A 17,548-nucleotide genomic window follows, 5' to 3' on the forward strand; every position below is an offset into this window, starting at 1 on the left:
TGACGCAGATCGCCAGGTCAATACTCGACGCCCGACAGGCCCTTCTGGAGCAGTTCAACCTTCTCCATCGAAAGGTTCTAGCTATGGCAAAGGCCGACCAGCGAANGTGTCGACTGATGACCATACCCGGCGTCGGCCCNNTAACCTCGCTGACTTTTGTATCTGCTATCGACCAAGCCGAGCGGTTCTCCTNGTCACGCGACATTGGTCCACACTTCGGACTGACCCCGCGAAAGTATCAGTCAGGAGAAACAGACTACACCGGCCGCATCTCAAAGACGGGGGATGCCAGCGTACGCACAGCTCTTTACGAGGCGGCGAACACAATCATGATCCGGCCCAGCAAAGCCATACGCCTGAAAGCGTGGGCGACAGCGATTGCCACGCGCTCGGGCCTAAAAAAGGCCAAGGTCGCCTTGGCCAGGAAGCTCGGCGTCATCATGCATGCCATGCTCCGCAATGGGCAGGACTTTGCGGCTACCCAAACAGAAAGGGCTGCCATGGCCTGACATATTACACCCTCAGGCCGCTCTACCATCCTCGGCCTGAGCCAGGTCCCTTCGCCGGGACGCGAGGATCGGTCAGACCGCACGTCCGCTCGCAGCCGAATAGGACTGCGACCTAAAGATTGGTCGGCCGAGCCTTTTTCCTACACCATCAAGCAGCGCTCTCAGAGATGACTGCGGACAGAAGCACGAAGCCGGCGATCGGAAATGGCTCAAAAGGGATTGACTTTAAGTGGCCCGTTACAGAAGCATGTCGTATCCGGCGCAGGCGTCTTACCAGCGTTCGCGGATCGCCAGAAACACCAGCAGAACCAGCGCCAACGGCAGGAGCGCTATGGCGCGAGCGGTATCGACCCAATCGCGGCGGTTGCGGACTTCGTATGTTAACCCGGTCATTTCGGCACCCTCTGTAATATTTGAAGATGTCATTGCAAGGTGCGGGCCAATTAAGGGTTCATAGGTTTCAATCTAAAATCTGAAACATATCCAATGGATACAAATAATCTTCACCATAATCACCCCATACGCGGATCATATCTTTTTCGAGAGCCGCCTCATAAATATTACCAATCGTCAGGTTCACTAAAGGCATTACGAGGCTTTTTGCCTACATGCCTTCAAGACGGATATATTGTCGGTTAGACACACATTTCGTCTTCAGCATCACGACGCCGCTTTCTGATCCGTCACGATGGCCAGCCTGACGCCGACAGCTCGCAAAATAGCGGTGATCGTCTCGTGACGCGGATGCGCCCCCACGCTCAGCGCCTTATACAGACTTTCGCGCCCCAGACCGGACGCCTTGGCTACATTGGCCATGCCGCGCGCTCTGGCCACATTGTTCAGGGCAAAAAGAAAGACATCAGGATTGGGGTCTTCCGCCGCGGCCGACAGATACTCGGCAATGGCGTCTTCACTATCGAGGTAATCGACCGCATCAAAGGGCGCGTAGGTCGTCATGCTTTCTTCTCCTTAAGCTCACGCGCCATAAGTTTGGCACGCGCTATGTCTTTCTTTTGAGACGATTTATCGCCGCCGATCAGCAGCACATAAACCGTTGCACCATCACGGACAAAATAGACTCTATAGCCGGGTCCTGTATGAACACGCATTTCAGAAACACCTTCACCGACAGGCGCACAGTCACCGAAATTACCAAAACGCGCGGAGTCGAGACGCGCCACAATACGCAGTCTGGCTGTCATATCCGTAAGCCCGTGCAGCCATTTGTCGAAATCGGATGATCGGATAAGTATATTCATGCGTCCCCCATCCTTACAGTATCCAATTGGATACAATCTTGCAAGTCCCCACAGGCGAAATTTGAGCTATTTGCGCCGCCAGATAATTCGTTTATAGCACCTGCCGTTAGCGACGGCTCCGACCCTGTGTGTCCTGCCGCCAGCTCCCGTTTGGAAAAGGATTCTGTAATGGCTAAAATCAAGGTGGCGAACCCGGTTGTCGATATCGACGGCGACGAAATGACCCGCATCATCTGGCAGTGGATCAAGGACAAGCTGATCCACCCCTATCTCGATATCGACCTGCAATATTTCGATCTCGGCATGGAAAACCGCGACGCGACCGACGATCAGGTCACCATCGATGCCGCCGAAGCCATCAAGGCCTGCGGCGTCGGCGTCAAGTGCGCCACTATCACGCCTGACGAAGCCCGCGTGAAGGAATTCAGCCTGAAGAAGATGTGGAAGTCGCCCAACGGCACCATCCGCAACATCCTGGGCGGCGTTGTTTTCCGTGAGCCGATCATCTGCAAGAACGTGCCGCGCCTCGTTCCCGGCTGGACCCAGCCGATCGTCGTTGGCCGCCATGCCTTCGGCGACCAGTACAAGGCCACCGATTTCCTCGTCCCCGGCCCCGGTAAACTGACCATGAAGTTCGTCGGTGACGACGGCAAGGAAATGGACTTTGAGGTCTTCAAGTTCCCCAGCGCCGGCGTGGCCATGGGCATGTACAACCTCGACGACTCGATCCGCGATTTCGCCCATGCCTGCTTCGCTTACGGCCTGTCGCGCGGCTATCCGGTCTATCTGTCGACCAAGAACACCATCCTGAAAGCCTATGACGGCCGCTTCAAGGACATCTTCGCCGAAATCTACGCCGCCGAATACGAAGACAAGTTCAAGGCCGCCGGCCTGCACTACGAGCACCGCCTGATCGACGACATGGTCGCCGCGGCGCTCAAGTGGTCGGGCGGTTACCTCTGGGCCTGTAAGAACTATGACGGCGACGTCCAGTCCGACACCGTGGCGCAAGGCTATGGCTCGCTCGGCCTGATGACCTCGGCCCTGGTCACGCCCGACGGCAAGATCATGGAAGCCGAAGCCGCCCACGGCACCGTGACGCGCCACTTCCGCCAGCACCAGAAGGGTGAAGCCACCTCGACCAATTCGATGGCCTCGATCTTCGCCTGGACACAAGGCCTGAAGCACCGCGCCAAGCTCGACGGCAATGCCGAGCTGACCAAGTTCGCCGAAACCCTGGAAAAGGTCTGCGTCGATACGGTCGAAGCCGGCTTCATGACCAAGGATCTGGCGCTGCTCGTCGGCCCGTCGCAAGGCTGGCTGACCACCGAGGGCTTCCTCGACAAGATCAGCGAAAACCTGACCAAGGCGCTGGCCGCCTAAGCCCAGGCCAAACGAGACAGAAAAGCCGTCGGTTCATTCCGGCGGCTTTTTTTATGTCGAGGCGACAACCGCGACATCCACCCTGACGTCTGCTGGCCGGTTGGCAGCGCAGGGCGTGTCAAAAAAACGCGCGTTGACGCCTGTGAACCGAACTGAAATAGTCCACTAAAATACAGGGGAAGACCATGCGATTCACAGCGGCTTTATTATCGGGTATGATACTCGCCGGCAGCGCACATGCGGAAACCATCAGCTCACAGACCTTAATGCATACACCGCCGCTTGATACAGTGCCGCTTAGCGTTGATACCTTCGGCCGTGTGGCGCATGAAAAAAGTGGCGCTATAGCCTATTCGTGGCCTTTGGTTACCTTCTCTTCTCATTTCACAGGTTCGGAAATTTGGATAGATATTGATGATTCCAAGGGCCGATTGAATGTCTATATCGACGGTAATATAGCAACCACACTGAGTCACCCCGGTGCCAGTCGGATTCATATAAAAGACGTGCCGGAGAATCCGCGTGGCGGTGATGAGCACTCTGTGAGTCTGACGCGATTCAATGAAACGCAGGATTCCGTTTCCCGCCTGATCGCAATATATGCTCACGGGGCCTCGTCCGGCCCACCATCAATGTCACCTTCCAAAAGTATCGAATTTATTGGCGATTCCTATACGGTCGGTTACGGTAATACTTCTAGCAAACGTTCCTGCACCGCAGAAGAATTGGATGCGACAACTGACACCGGCAAGAGCTTCGCCGTGCTTACCGCAGATGCCATTTGGGCTAAGGTCCAAGTTAACGCCTATTCCGGCCGCGGCATCGTACGTAACTATAATGGCTTTGCCGGCGACACCCTACCCGACCTCTACCCCTATGCTCTCTTCGACGGCAAGACCGAATATCACGACCCCACCTGGCAGCCGCAGGTCATCGTCATCGCGCTCGGCACCAACGATTTCTCCACGCCCCTCCATGCCGGCGAAAAGTGGAAGACTGAGGCTGAACTGATCGCGGATTACGAAGCAACTTATGTCAATTTCGTCAAATCCCTGCGCACGAAAAACCCGGATGCGTCCGTCCTGCTGATCTCCTACGATCCGGCCACTACGCCGCAAATCACCACTGTACGCGACCGCCTGAGGGCCGCGGGCGAGACCAGGGTGGATGTGCTGGAAATCACCGGCTTCACCAAGAACGCCTGCGATCATCACCCCGATACCGACGATGACCGCAAGATCAGCCAAACCCTGATCGCTTATTTCGATGCCCATCCCGAACTCTGGCCAGACCTCAGACAAGGCAAGTAATATGCGTCTTTTCAATGCTCTCCTGCTCGCCGGCACGCTTCTGGCCACGACCGCTCAGGCCGGAACGCCGATCGGTTATCCCCTGCCGTTGCATATCGGCGGCCGCGTGGCGACCGTTAGCGCCGATCCGGCTCAGGGCTACGTCCACCAGTGGCCGGGCACCTATTTCGAGGCCCGCTTCAAGGGCAAGGAGATATCACTGCGCCTGAACGACCAGACCAATATCCTCAATGTCTATGTCGATGGCCAGAAGGTGCAGACCGTCAATCGCCCCGGCGAAGGCGATATCGTGCTGGGCCCCTTCGCCGATACCGAACACACCATCCGCATCGAGAAGCTGACCGAGTCGGCCTCAAGCTCGGCGCAGTTCACCGGCCTGTTCGTGGCCGATGCTAATAATGTCCGTCCCGCGCCGCTGCCATCACCGCGCCGCATCGAGTTCATCGGCGACAGCTATACCGTAGGCTACGGCAACACCTCCTCCACCCGCACCTGCACCGGCGATCAGGTCTGGGCCACCACCAACACCCAGGCCGCCTTCGGGCCGGTCACCGCCAAACATTTCAAGGCCGATTACCGCGTCAACGCCATTTCCGGCCGCGGCATCGTGCGCAACTACAATGGCGGCGAAGGCCTGCCCCTGCCGCAAGCCTATGCCTATACCGTCACCCCCGACATCAAGGACACATCCGAGAGCTGGAACCCGCAGGTCGTCGTCATCGGCCTCGGCACCAACGATTTCACCACGCCCCTGCATGGCGGCGAGGTGTGGACCACGCGCGACGAACTGCACAGCGATTACGAGCAGACCTATGTCGCGTTCGTGCAGTCCCTGCGCGCCCAATATCCCGGAGCCTATTTCATCCTGATGGCCACCGATCAGGCCAATGGCGAGATCCAGTCCGAGGTTAAAAAGGTACTCACCGCCTTGCGCGCATCGGGTGAGAGCCGCATCGATTTCTTACCCATGAACGGCCTAAGTTTTGGCGGGTGCAACTGGCACCCGACCACGGCGGACGATACTCAGGTGGCGAACAGCCTGATCGGTTTCCTTGAGGCCCGGCCGGAGATATGGGACAACAAATAAAGCATGAAACTTTTTCGCTGCGATAACTGCGGAAATTCGATCTATTTCGAGAACCGGTCCTGCCTCAAATGCGGTTTACGCCTGGGCTTCGTCTGCGAAGAAATCAGCCTGCACGCCATGCAGCCCGACGCCAACCATGCTGATCGCTGGCGCCGCGTCGATCAGCAGCAATTCGTCTATCGCTTCTGCCCGAACGCCGCTTTCGATGTCTGCAACTGGCTGGTGCGCGATGACAGCGACGAAACGTTTTGCACCGCCTGCCGTTACAATGGCTTAGTGCCCAATGCGAAAAGCAGGGAGGGCCTGCGCCGCTGGCGCGCCATCTCCGACGCCCAGCGCCACCTGTTCTATTCGTTCCTGCGCTGGGATCTGCCGCGTCCCTCGCGCAAGGAAGACCCGATCGGCGGGCTTCGCTTCGATCTGAAAGACGACAAGATCAATCCGGATGGCTCGTGCCAGCCGGTGCTGATCGGCCACGATGAGGGCCATATCGTCATCCGCACCGCCGAGGCCGACGACCCGACGCGCGAACAGCAGCGCGCCATGATGAACGAGCCCTACCGCACCCTGCTCGGTCACTTCCGCCACGAGACCGGCCACTTCATCTGGAACAAGATGGTGCGCGATGCCGGCAAGACCGAGAGTTTCCGCGCCGTTTTCGGTGACGAGAGCGTCGATTACGACGAGGCGCTGAAGCATCATTACGCGCGGGGGCCTAGGCCCGGCTGGGGTTCCAGCTATATCAGCTATTACGCCACCACCCATCCGTGGGAGGATTTCGCCGAGTGCTTCGCCCATGTGCTGCATATCATCGATTCACTGGAGACGGCGCACATGTTCGGCATAGCGCTGGCGCCCATGTCACATGATTTCCTGGCGGCGCACGCGAACTTCGACCCCTATTCGGTGCTCGATTTTGAGCGCATCGCCGAGGTGTGGATACCGCTCAGCCTGGCGCTCAACACCATCCACCATTCGATGGGCGAGCGCGATCTTTATCCCTTTATCCTGACCCCGGTGATCAAGGGCAAACTGGCCTATGTCCACAGCCTGCTGACCAGACAGATCTAGCCTCTCTTAATACCTCCCCGCTCATGAATGGGTCTGCTTTTTATACCTCCCCGGCTTGTTCGGGGAGGGGGACCGACGCGCCCCGCGCTCAAACAGCGAAGCGGTAGCGCACCCCAAATAGGCGCGTTGGTGGTGGGGTTTCTTGCTTTCTTGCCTGATAGCCACCACTATCGCTAAAAAAAGGGAGAAACCATGTGGAAATCGATTTTACTGGCCGGGGCGCTGGCTACATCTCCGTTCGCCGCACACGCGACAACCACTGCACAGATGGCTTATCTCCTGCCTATGACCATTGGCGGGCGGGTCACAGCCGATAATGTTCATCAATGGCCTGCCGTTTATTTCGAATCGCGTTTCACAGGGCCGTCCGTAAAATTGCTTTTCGACAATGAGAACAGCAACTTCAATGTTATTGTCGATGGCAAGCCGTTGATGATTTTGCAAAAACCAGGCAGCAAGGTCGTAGAGCTAGGTAAGTTGGGCGACGGCGAACATACGATCCGCCTCGAAAAGCGATCAGAAACCCAATATCTGACAGGTCGTTTCGTCGGGTTCGACACGATCGATCAGCCAAGCCCGCTGTTACCCCCGCCCGACCGCGCCCGCCAGATCGAGTTCATCGGTGACTCACTGACCGTCGGCTATGGCAATACCTCAGCCTTTACCCAGTGTACGCCCGAGGAAATCTTCGAGACCACCGACAGCCAGCAGGGCTTTGGCGTCCTCACCGCCAGGCATTTCGACGCTGATTACCAGATCAACGCCTTTTCGGGTCTTGGCATGGTGCGCAATTACGACGGCCGCGAGCATCCGAAATACCATATGCCGATGCTCTATGAACGCGCGCTCTTCGATGACCCGACGCCCGCCCACCAGCCCGACTGGCACCCACAGGTCATTGTGGTCGGTATCGGCAGCAATGACTTTTCCACGCCGGTGCGTCCCGATGAACCCTGGGGCAATGAGGCCAATCTCCGCGCCGACTATGTGAAAACCTACACCGCCTTCGTCAAAACCCTCCGCGCCCGAAACCCAAACGCCTTTATCCTGCTCACCACGCTGGAAGGCGAACCGGAAGGCTATATCAGCGGCACTGATGCGGTGTTTAACGCCATGACCTCAGGCGGTGATACCAAGATTGACCGCATCACCCTGCCGGTGCTCGACTACACCGGCTGCAACAGTCACCCCAATACCCGCTCGGACGCGCGGGCCGCCGATATCTACATCAAATATCTCGAAGCGCACCCGCAACTCTGGCAAGGCAAGTAAGGCTCTGACACGGATAAGGCACAGATGATGACCTGCGGTCATCGACACGGATAAGGCACGGATTTCATAATAAATTTCAAAGCTCAACGCTGAGCGATAGACCTTAAGGACGGCAAAGCCGTCATAAAATACCTATCCGTGCCTTATCCGTGTCGCCGCGAAGCGGCATCCGTGCCTTTATCCGTGGTCCAAACTATCTTCCAATATCGGCAGCCGCGCCACACCTGCGCGTCAATTCACCGCAAAGGGGCGACAAGCCTAGATTGGCGTGTTAACCTTGTTTCATACGGTCTCCAGGGGGAAATGTACTGTGTCGAGAATTCTAAGCCTGTTGCTGGTCCTCATCGTCGCGGGTTGCGCCGGTCTGTTCTATGCCGCGCCGATCATTTCCTTCGCCGATGTCCGCAGTTCCTGCCAGAGCCAGGATATCGACGCCCTGGCCAAACTGATCGATTTCGACACCGTGCGCATCAGCCTAAAAGCCCAGCTCGATGCCGGCGACAAGGGGCTGGCCGCTCCCGCCCCCAGCGCGCTCAATGATCCGGTCGGCGCCACCGGCAGCGCCTTCAAAAATGTCGCCGATTCCGTCGGCAAGGCCATCAATGACATGGTCAACCCCAATGCGGTCAAAGCACCCGCCAGGCCGGTGATCGACGTCAATTCTTACCTGACGCCCAAGGCGATCCTCGGCCTGACCTATGGCGAAGCGAAAGACGCCAACACCTTTGAGCCGTCAGCTTTCGAGGGCAAGCCGCCCTCGCCCAAGGTGGCGTTTTTCAGTCTCGAACGCGCCCGCCTGACCGTCACCGACGAGATCCACGGCACCACCACCTTCACCTTCGAGCGCCACGGCCTGACCCATTGGGAACTGGTCCATATCGGCCTGCCCACCGCCGAAAGCGAAGCCATGAAGGCCAATCCGGCCGGTTAACCCTAGGCATAAGGTAGCCAAGGCCTTATGGATGGGCGGCTCCGGTGAGTCGAAAAGGATTAGCTTTCGAGACCCGTAGCGCAGCGTACTCAAGTACGTGAGCAACGGAAGCTCTAAAGATGATGCTTTGCAGACCATCGGAGCGAGACCAGACATGAGGCCGACATGATTGATACCTTAGGCCGCGTCCTCGTCTTCTTCGCCTTTATCGGCCTTGGCGCCTTGCTGGTGAAGCTCAAGCGCCTCAACGCGCAGGGGCTGGACGGCCTGTCCGCCTATTTCTACTGGCTGGCCTTTCCGTGCTGGCTGATGATCAGCTTTTCCCGCCTGCCGCATGTCGCCCCCACCATGGCCACGCCGATCCTTGGCTATCTCGCCGCCATGGTACTAACCGGCGCGATCGTCGTTCTTGCCACCCGCCTTTTCAAAAGCCGCAAAGACGACTCCATCGCCGCCGGCATGGCCGGCTTCATCAACAATTCCGCTTTTCTCGGCATCCCCATTGCGCTCAGCCTGTTCGGGCCGGAAGTTTCGCGCATCGGGCCGCTGGTCGTGGCCGCCGATTTCCTCATCCTGTTCAGCATCGGTTGCGCCGGACTGGCCAAGGCCTCGGGCAAGACCTTCCGGGCCGCGCTCGCCCACACCGCCAAAAACCCGACCGTGATCGGTGCCCTGACCGGCGTCGCCTGCATGCTGATCGGTTTTCACTTCCCGCCGGCGATAGACAATGCGCTCGATATCCTCGGCAGGTCCGGCCCGCCGGTCGCGCTCGTGGCGCTGGGCGGCATGCTGGCCTTGATGCCCGCCACCAATCTCGTCCGCCCGGATATCACCAGCGCCATCGCCATCATCGGCAAGATCCTGCTGGCGCCCGCCCTCGTCGCGCTGGTGCTCAGCCTGCTCCGCGTCGATCCGCTGACCTTGCGCGTCTGCGTCTTCCTCGCGGCCACGCCCACCGCCGTCAGCGTCTTCATCCAGACCAAAATGTACGGCCTGTGGTTTGAAGGCGCCGCCAAGACGGTGGCACAATCGACCCTGATCAGCCTGTTTACCCTGTCGGCGCTGGCGCTGATTCTAACGCATGGAATATGACTACTTCGGCGAGGTCGATGTCCCGGCCAGGATACCGCCGTCGATATTGAATTCCGACCCCGTGATATAGGTCGCCTCATCCGATGCCAGCAGGATCGCCACCGCCGCCACCTCATCCGGCCGGCCAAAACGATGCAGCGGCATATTATCGAGCATCCGCTTTTCATCGGCCGCGCCATCGATCATGCCATCCCACATCGGCGTGCGGATCGAGGCCGGATAGAGCGAATTGCAGCGGATTCCGAGATTTTGCTCGGCGCAATAGAGCGCCACCGACTTGCTGTGATTGCGGATGGCGGCCTTGCTGGCGGCATAGGCGGCGGTTTTCGGCACGCCCACAAGCCCCGACCGCGACGACATATTGATGATCGAGCCGCCCTTGCCGACCGCGCGCATGGCCTGGATCGCGTGCTTGCATCCCAGGAACACGCTGTCGAGATTGATGGCCATGACCTTGCGCCAATCCTCCAGACTGGCGTGTTCCGGATCGTGCGGATGCCCGCCCTCGGTGCCGGTGATGCCGGCATTATTGACCAGAATATCGAGCCCGCCGCGTTCTGACACGATAGCGGCCATCACCGCCGCCCACTGCGCCTCGTCGGTGACATCGTGCGCCATAAAGCCGCCCTTGTCCCCCAGCGCCCGGGCGGCGGCCTCGCCTTTTTCCACATTGATATCGCTGATGACAACATAGGCGCCCTCGGCAGCGAAGGCCGCAGCTATGGCCGCGCCGATGCCGCTGGCCGCACCGGTGATCAATGCCGTCTTGCCCGATAGTCTGTTCATAGAAAAACCCTGCAGCTGAAAAGAAGATGCAGGGTTATAGCATGGAACATAAGGGCGCCATGCGCCAGATAGCCGCTGGAGCGCTTTCCGAAAAGTGTGACGCACTTTTCGGATCAAAAAGCGCGTAAACACAAAAAACTAAGAGCGCCGATCTGATCCCATCAGATCGGAATGCGAACTAGATCAGCGCCTTGACCGCTGCGATGCCCGCATCGGCCTGGCTTTCATCCGGCGCGCCGCCCTGGGCGAAATCGGCCTTGCCGCCCGCCCCTTGCCCACCCATGGCGATCACGGCCGCCTTGGCCAGCTCGGTAGCGTTATATTTGCCGGTCAGGTCAGGCGTTACCGCCACGGTGACCGCCGCCTTGCCATCGAGCTTGCCGACCAGCGCCACGATGCCGCTGCCGATCGATTTCTTGAAATCCTCGGCCAGCGGACGCAGATCCTTGCCGCCGACGCCATCCAGCACGCGGGCGATCACCTTGGTGCCGTTGATCTCTTCCGGCCCGGAGGCCGCGCCGCCACCGCCAACCGCGAGTGCGCGTTTGGCTTCGGACAGTTCCTTTTCGAGGCGCTTGCGCTCTGCGATCAGGGCTTCGACGCGGGCGCCGACCTGATGGACCGGCACCTTGAACTGATCGGCCAGAGCCGTGGCCACGCCCGCCTGATCGAGCAGGAACTGACGCGCCGATTCACCGGTATAGGCCTCGATGCGGCGAATGCCCGCCGCCACGCCGCCTTCGGAAATGATCTTGAACAGGGCGATATCGCCGGTGCGCGACACGTGGGTGCCGCCGCACAGTTCGACCGAATAGTCACCCTCGCCTTCGAGCGCATGACCGAGCGCCAGCACGCGCACTTCCTCGCCGTACTTCTCACCGAACAGCGCCACGGCGCCGGCTTCGATAGCCTTTTCCGGCGACATCAGCTTGGTGGCCGCCGCCTGATTTTGCAGGATGACCGCGTTGACCTCGTCCTCGATGCGTTCGATCTCGGCATCGCTCAGCGGCGCGCCGTGGCTGAAGTCGAAACGCATGCGGTCGGCATCGACCAGCTGGCCCTTTTGCGCGACGTGCGCGCCCAGAACGTGCTTGAGCGCGGCGTGCAGCAGGTGCGCGGCCGAGTGGTTCGAGCGCGTGGTGTGGCGCTTTTCGGCATCGACCCTGAGCTCGACCTTGTCGCCGAGCTTGAGCGTGCCTTCGGTGATCTCAAGCAGGTGGACGATGAGCTCGCCGGCCTGACGATAGGTGTCCTTGATGACGCCCTGGCCATGCAGAAGCTCGACCGCGCCGGTATCGCCGGCCTGGCCGCCGCCTTCGGGATAAAACGGCGTCTTTTCAAAAACCGCCTCGACCGTATCGCCTGCCATGGCTTCGCCGACCTGCTCGCCATTGAGCAGCAGTGCCTGCACGTGCGCCTGGGCGTTCAGGTGATCGTAACCGACGAAGTCCGAAGCGCCGATGGCGTCCTTAATGGTGAACCATTCCGCCGACTGGGCCTTTTCGCCGGAGCCGGTCCAGTTTTCGCGGCCGCGCGTCTTTTGCGCTTCCATGGCGGTGTCGAAACCGGCCGTATCGACGGTCAGCCCCTTGCCGCGAATGGCGTCCTGCGTCAGGTCGAGCGGGAAGCCGTAGGTGTCGTAAAGCTTGAAGGCGGTTTCGCCGTTCATGACGTCGCCGTCCTTGAGGTCGCGCGTCGCTTCGTCGAGCAGGGTCATGCCGCGGCCAAGCGTGCGGCGGAAGCGTTCTTCCTCCTGGCGCAAGGTATCGATGATGCTGGCCTCGGCGCGTTTCAGTTCGCCGTAGTGGCCACCCATTTCCGCGACGAGCGTCGGTGCCAGCTTGTGCAGCAGCGGCTCCTGCGCGCCCAGCAGATAGGCGTGGCGCATGGCGCGGCGCATGATGCGGCGCAGAACGTAGCCGCGGCCTTCGTTCGACGGTGTGACGCCATCGGCGATCAGGAAGGACGACGAGCGCAGGTGATCTGCGATGACGCGGTGCGACGGCAGGTTGTCGCCCTCAGCCTTGACGCCGGTGGCCTCGACACTGGCCTTGATCAGGGTCTGGAACAGGTCGATGTCGTAATTGTTGTGCACGCCCTGCAGAACCGCGGCGACGCGCTCAAGGCCCATGCCGGTATCGATCGACGGCTTGGGCAGGCTGACGCGCGTGCCGTCGGCCGACTGGTCGAACTGCATGAAGACGAGGTTCCAGATTTCGACGAAACGGTCGCCATCTTCTTCCGGCGTGCCCGGAGGGCCGCCCCAGATATGATCGCCGTGGTCGTAGAAGATTTCGGTGCACGGGCCGCACGGGCCGGTATCGCCCATCGACCAGAAGTTATCCGAACCGGCGATGCGGGCGATCTTCGATTCCGGCAGGCCGGCGATCTTCTTCCACAGGTCGAAGGCTTCATCGTCATCGATATAGACGGTCGCCATCAGGCGGTTCTTGTCGAGACCATAGTCCTTAGTCATCAGGTTCCAGGCGAACTCGATCGCTTCGGCCTTGAAGTAGTTGCCGAAGGAGAAGTTGCCGAGCATCTCGAAGAAGGTGTGGTGGCGAGCGGTATAGCCGACATTATCCAGGTCGTTATGCTTGCCGCCGGCCCGCACGCATTTCTGCGACGTGGTGGCGCGATTGTAGGGCCGCGTTTCCGCACCGGTAAAGACGTTCTTGAACTGCACCATGCCCGCATTGGTGAACATCAGGGTCGGGTCGTTGTGCGGCACGAGCGAGGAGGACGAAACGACCTCGTGGCCCTGCTTGGCAAAGTAATCGAGGAAGGTCTGACGTATCTGATTTAAGGACGGCATGGTCTGCTTCAGTTCGAGGTAGATGGGCAAATAAGAGGTTGTATATAGAGGGGCTTCACAACAAGCGCAAAGACCTTTGCACCGCTAAGGCTATCTTTTTGCCGCTCTGTGGCATCTGTTCCTGCAACAAACAAAAAAGACGCCCGTTGCGGGGCGTCTTTTCCTGATCAGGCCGGTGGACCGGAGGTTTGGAGCCGGTCCGGCCCGATCATGTTGTTTTGCTCAAGCGCCGCAAGCGTCGCCCTTGCCAGATCACACACGTAATCTTGAGTTTACAGCGACTCGTCGCCTTCGTTGGCGTCCGGCTCTGGCGTGCCCAGCAGTTCCTCGGCCAGGACCACCGACTTGTTGCGGATGCCCTTTTCGATCTCGTTGCACATTTCCGGATTGGCTTTCAGGAAGTCGCGAGCGTTATCGCGGCCCTGACCGATGCGGGTCGAGTTGTAGGAGTACCAGGATCCCGACTTCTCGACGAGGCCAGCCTTGACGCCCAGATCGATGATCTCACCGATCTTGGAGATGCCCTGACCGAACATGATGTCAAACTCGACTTCGCGGAACGGCGGCGCGATCTTGTTCTTGACCACCTTGACCTTGACGCTGTTGCCGATGTTCTCGTCGCGCACCTTGATGGCGCCGGTGCGCCGGATATCGAGACGCACCGAGGCGTAGAATTTCAGCGCGTTGCCGCCCGTCGTCGTTTCCGGCGAGCCGTACATCACGCCGATCTTCATGCGGATCTGGTTGATGAAGATGACAATGCACTTCGACTTGGAGATCGAGCCGGTCAGCTTGCGCAGGGCCTGCGACATCAGACGGGCTTGCAGACCGGGCAGGCTGTCGCCCATGTCGCCTTCGATTTCCGCGCGCGGTGTCAAGGCGGCCACCGAATCGATGACCACGATATCGACGGCGCCCGAACGGACCAGCGTGTCGGTGATTTCCAGCGCCTGTTCGCCGTTATCCGGCTGCGAGACGAGCAGGTCATCGAGATTGACGCCCAGACGCTGCGCATAGCTCGGATCGAGCGCGTGCTCCGCATCGACAAACGCGGCCGTGCCGCCCTGCTTCTGGATTTCGGCCACGGTGTGCAGGGCCAGCGTCGTCTTGCCCGACGATTCCGGACCATAGATTTCAATGACGCGACCCTTCGGCAGGCCGCCGATACCCAGCGCCATATCGAGACCCAGCGAGCCGGTGGAGACCGCTTCGATATCCGCGATCTTGCCGTTCTTGCCCAGGGTCATGACCGACCCCTTGCCAAAGGCGCGATCAATCTGCGCCAGCGCCGCTTCGAGGGCGCGTTGCTTTTCAGCTTCGTTTTTACCGACCAATTTCAATACCGCTTGAGATGACATAACCAAACCCTCCTATGTCACGATTCCCGCCACCGGGTGTTTCTTTTAAATCGTTCTGACCAAACCACGATGTACCTCATTTGTTCCAGGTTCGCAATATGTTCTCATCGTCTTTTTTGCGATCTCTTCTTCCGCTTGCCGAGAACCGTTTTGTCGTCTGGGTTTGCGCGATAAAAAAACTTACAGCCAAGGCCGCCGGGTCGGCGCCCGGCCTGCCTACCCCCTCACCGCCGCCTCGATTTTGGCGACGTCGATCTTGCCCATCTGCATCATGGCCTCAAAAGCGCGCCTGGCCACATCGCCGCCTTTTGCCATGGCTTCAGTAAACGCACGCGGGGTGATCTGCCACGACAGCCCCCATCTGTCCTTGCACCAACCGCAGGCGCTTTCCTGGCCGCCATTGCCCACAATGGCGTTCCAGTATCGGTCGGTCTCTTCCTGATCGTCGGTGGCGATGGCGAAGGAAAAGGCCTCGGTCTGATGGAACACGTCGCCGCCATTGAGCCCCAGGCACGGGATGCCGCAGACGGTGAATTCGACGGTCAGGACGTCGCCCGCCTTGCCGCCGGGAAAATCGGACGGCGCGCGGTGCACGGCGCCCACCGCGCTGTCGGGAAAGGTCTCGGCGTAAAAGCGCGCGGCGGCTTCCGCGTCCTTGTTGTACCACAGGCAAATCGTGTTCTTGTTCATGGCGTGTCCTCGGGTTGTTATATAATAGGCCCCGCTACCCCTAGGGCAACTATCGGCTCACAGTCAGAATCTGTCAATTCCGATGCCGGAGGGCACACCTGCCACAAAAAAGCAGCACCAACCCTAAGGCTGATGCTGCACGACTCCTGTCAAAGCGGGTCTGGTCTAACCTAGATCTGGCCAGCGTCCGTATAGACCTGTTCCAGCACCGCCAGCGGCACGGCGCCCGCCAGAAGGCCGGTATCGTGGAACTTTTTGATATCGAAGGCCGCGCCAAGCTTGGCCTTTGATTTTTCACGCAGTTCCAGCCACTTGATCTTGCCGATCATATAGCCCAGCGCCTGACCGGGCCAGACGGCGTAACGCTCGATCTCGGTTTCATTCGAATCGCCGAGATAGGTGTTCATGTAGTCCATCGCCTGCTCGCGGCTCCACTTCTTGTGGTGCATGCCGGTATCGACCACGAGGCGGCAGGCGCGGAACAAGGCGTCATGCAGATAGCCGATCTCGCCGAACGGATCGGTGGCATACATGTCCATGTCGGTGCCGGCCAGTTGCTCCGAATAGAGCGCCCACCCTTCGATATAGGCGTTGAAGCCCGAAATCTTGCGCAGTTCCGGCAGGTTCTTGTTCTCCTGCTGAATCGAGATCTGCATGTGGTGACCGGGGATAGCCTCGTGATAGGTCAGGGTCGGCAGGGTCCAGCTCGGCACCTCGGCGGTGTTGCGCAGGTTGATGTAATAGGCGCCAGGGCGCTTGCCGTCGAGCGAGGCGCTTTGGTAATAGCCGCCTGGCGCGCCCAGTTCGGTCGCCTTGGGCACACGCTTCACCGTCACCTTCGAGGTCGGCAGGGTGCCGAAGAACTGCGGCAGCTTGGCGAAGACGACGTCGATCTGTTTGTTGAGATCGGCCAGCAGCTTGTCCTTGCCAGCGTCGGTATTGGGGTAGATGAACTTCGGATCCTTGGCCATGGCGGCTAGGCGTTCGCCCGTCGTGCCCTTGGTCATGCCCTGCGCCTTCATGATGGCATCCATCTCGGCGCTGATCTCTTTCACCTTGTCGAGGCCGATCTGGTGGATCGCATCCGGCGTCATGTCGGTCGAGGTGCCGCCGCGCGCGCCGAAGGTGTAATAGGCCTCGCCGCCCGGAATATGCCAGATACCGGCGTCGTGCGTCGCCTTGGGCAGGGCCGCTTCGATGGCCGCGATCTGACGATCGAGCGCCGGCACCACCTCGCCCTCATAGGTCTTGGTGGCGGTGGCGTTCCAGTCTCCCGCAATCGCCTTTTCCTTGGTGCGGCGCGTGATCGAGGCCACCAGCACGCTGTCGGCGGCCTTGGTGTTGCGCTGGCCCTTCAGTTGCGTCAGGGCCTTTTGCAGGGCGAAATCGGGCGGGATCACGCCCTTGGCGACGTCGGCCTTGAAGCGCTCGGTTTCCTGATCGAGCAGCACGGCATAGCCGGTCAGACGCGAGAGGTAAGCGTCGGCGTCGGCCTTGGTCTCTATGCTGTGCTGGCTGTCGAGGAAGTCGGGCACGCTCTGATAGGCGCCGCTCAGTTGCGAAAGCACATAGGGCGCCGGATAGCCGAAGGAACCGAAATCGAAGCTCTTGAAGCCGTTCAGGCTCTGCGAATAGTCCCAGACCACGGTGTCGTAATTGATGCGATCCATGCCGGTCAGCTTTTCGCGGTCGATGGCCTTCAGCGAGGCCAAGGCCTTTTCGATAAAGGCCTGCTGGCGGGCGCGCTCGGCCGGCGTCGAGGGATCGAGCTTCGCCTTGAGGCCGGCGCGCTTGTCCTTGTCGAGGCCGAGCGTGGTGGCCAGCATCGGCGAATTGTCGACCAGTTCGTCATAGATCGACTGGAAGGTGGCGTTAAGGTCGGGCTTGGGCGCCGGCTTGGCGCAGGCGGTGACCGCAACGGCGGTCAGGGCCGAGCCGCCCACCAGCAGATGACGACGATTGATCATGGCATTTTTCCTTTTCTT

Annotated in this window: 16 protein-coding genes and 1 pseudogene; 9 read left to right on the forward strand and 8 right to left on the reverse strand. The window is 59.7% G+C overall.

The window, feature by feature from the left end; translation table 11 throughout:
- Positions 1-116: 116 nt before the first annotated feature.
- Positions 117-509 (forward strand): transposase, encoded by a 393-nt coding sequence (locus B060_RS24010; RefSeq protein WP_157405622.1) that lies wholly within the window; start codon positions 117-119, stop codon positions 507-509.
- A 270-nt stretch (positions 510-779) separates the two neighbouring features.
- Here B060_RS24010 and B060_RS28205 read toward each other — a convergent pair whose 3' ends face one another.
- The 3 genes from B060_RS28205 to B060_RS0107220 form a co-directional block, all read right to left on the reverse strand.
- The gene (locus B060_RS28205; protein ID WP_018081098.1) at positions 780-902 is read right to left on the reverse strand and encodes a hypothetical protein; all 123 of its coding nucleotides are present in this window, start codon (positions 900-902) and stop codon (positions 780-782) included.
- Positions 903-1,169: 267 nt separating this feature from the next.
- A complete protein-coding gene (locus tag B060_RS0107215) occupies positions 1,170-1,466 on the reverse strand; it encodes an addiction module antidote protein (protein WP_018081100.1) in 297 nt (98 codons plus the stop codon).
- Positions 1,463-1,768, reverse strand: coding sequence for a type II toxin-antitoxin system RelE/ParE family toxin (locus B060_RS0107220; RefSeq protein WP_018081101.1), 306 nt, complete (start codon positions 1,766-1,768; stop codon positions 1,463-1,465). Before B060_RS0107220 ends, B060_RS0107215 begins: the two co-directional genes overlap by 4 nt.
- Before the next feature lie 168 nt (positions 1,769-1,936).
- Between B060_RS0107220 and B060_RS0107225 the strand changes: the two genes are divergently transcribed.
- The 8 genes and pseudogenes from B060_RS0107225 (at position 1,937) to B060_RS0107255 (ending at position 9,914) form a co-directional block, all read left to right on the forward strand.
- Complete coding sequence (locus B060_RS0107225) at positions 1,937-3,151, forward strand: NADP-dependent isocitrate dehydrogenase (protein ID WP_018081102.1); 1,215 nt, start codon at positions 1,937-1,939, stop codon at positions 3,149-3,151.
- A 266-nt stretch (positions 3,152-3,417) separates the two neighbouring features.
- Positions 3,418-3,747: pseudogene (locus B060_RS28410) on the forward strand (hypothetical protein); the annotation flags it as partial.
- A 36-nt stretch (positions 3,748-3,783) separates the two neighbouring features.
- A complete protein-coding gene (locus B060_RS27970; RefSeq protein ID WP_157405623.1) occupies positions 3,784-4,461 on the forward strand; it encodes an SGNH/GDSL hydrolase family protein in 678 nt (225 codons plus the stop codon).
- 1 nt (position 4,462) lies between these two features.
- Positions 4,463-5,548, forward strand: a complete 1,086-nt coding sequence (locus B060_RS0107235) for an SGNH/GDSL hydrolase family protein (RefSeq protein ID WP_018081104.1) — start codon at positions 4,463-4,465, stop codon at positions 5,546-5,548.
- A gap of 3 nt (positions 5,549-5,551) precedes the next feature.
- Positions 5,552-6,619 carry a zinc-binding metallopeptidase family protein gene (locus B060_RS0107240; protein ID WP_018081105.1) on the forward strand — a complete coding sequence of 356 codons (1,068 nt, stop codon included), beginning with the start codon at positions 5,552-5,554 and terminating at the stop codon, positions 6,617-6,619.
- Positions 6,620-6,811: 192 nt separating this feature from the next.
- A complete protein-coding gene (locus tag B060_RS0107245; protein WP_023447243.1) occupies positions 6,812-7,891 on the forward strand; it encodes an SGNH/GDSL hydrolase family protein in 1,080 nt (359 codons plus the stop codon).
- 310 nt (positions 7,892-8,201) lie between these two features.
- The gene (locus B060_RS24015; RefSeq protein ID WP_157405624.1) at positions 8,202-8,822 is read left to right on the forward strand and encodes a DUF2939 domain-containing protein; all 621 of its coding nucleotides are present in this window, start codon (positions 8,202-8,204) and stop codon (positions 8,820-8,822) included.
- Positions 8,823-8,987: 165 nt separating this feature from the next.
- Positions 8,988-9,914 (forward strand): AEC family transporter, encoded by a 927-nt coding sequence (locus B060_RS0107255; protein WP_018081108.1) that lies wholly within the window; start codon positions 8,988-8,990, stop codon positions 9,912-9,914.
- Here the strand turns inward: B060_RS0107255 and B060_RS0107260 are convergent, their stop codons facing one another.
- The 5 genes from B060_RS0107260 to B060_RS0107280 all read right to left on the reverse strand — a co-directional run bounded on the left by B060_RS0107260 (position 9,915) and on the right by B060_RS0107280 (position 17,530).
- Complete coding sequence (locus B060_RS0107260) at positions 9,915-10,700, reverse strand: glucose 1-dehydrogenase (RefSeq protein ID WP_018081109.1); 786 nt, start codon at positions 10,698-10,700, stop codon at positions 9,915-9,917.
- 178 nt (positions 10,701-10,878) lie between these two features.
- On the reverse strand, positions 10,879-13,515 hold the full coding sequence (alaS, locus tag B060_RS0107265; RefSeq protein WP_026172675.1) for an alanine--tRNA ligase: 2,637 nt from the start codon (positions 13,513-13,515) through the stop codon (positions 10,879-10,881).
- A 272-nt stretch (positions 13,516-13,787) separates the two neighbouring features.
- Entirely contained in the window at positions 13,788-14,873 is a 1,086-nt protein-coding gene (gene recA / locus B060_RS0107270) for a recombinase RecA (protein WP_031220123.1), read from the reverse strand.
- A gap of 216 nt (positions 14,874-15,089) precedes the next feature.
- The gene (locus B060_RS0107275) at positions 15,090-15,563 is read right to left on the reverse strand and encodes a VOC family protein (protein WP_018081112.1); all 474 of its coding nucleotides are present in this window, start codon (positions 15,561-15,563) and stop codon (positions 15,090-15,092) included.
- A gap of 170 nt (positions 15,564-15,733) precedes the next feature.
- Positions 15,734-17,530, reverse strand: coding sequence for a DUF885 domain-containing protein (locus tag B060_RS0107280; RefSeq protein WP_018081113.1), 1,797 nt, complete (start codon positions 17,528-17,530; stop codon positions 15,734-15,736).
- Between the last annotated feature and the right edge of the window lie 18 nt (positions 17,531-17,548).

Origin of the sequence: Asticcacaulis benevestitus DSM 16100 = ATCC BAA-896 (genome assembly GCF_000376105.1) — a bacterium.
In the GTDB taxonomy this organism is placed as follows: domain Bacteria; phylum Pseudomonadota; class Alphaproteobacteria; order Caulobacterales; family Caulobacteraceae; genus Asticcacaulis; species Asticcacaulis benevestitus.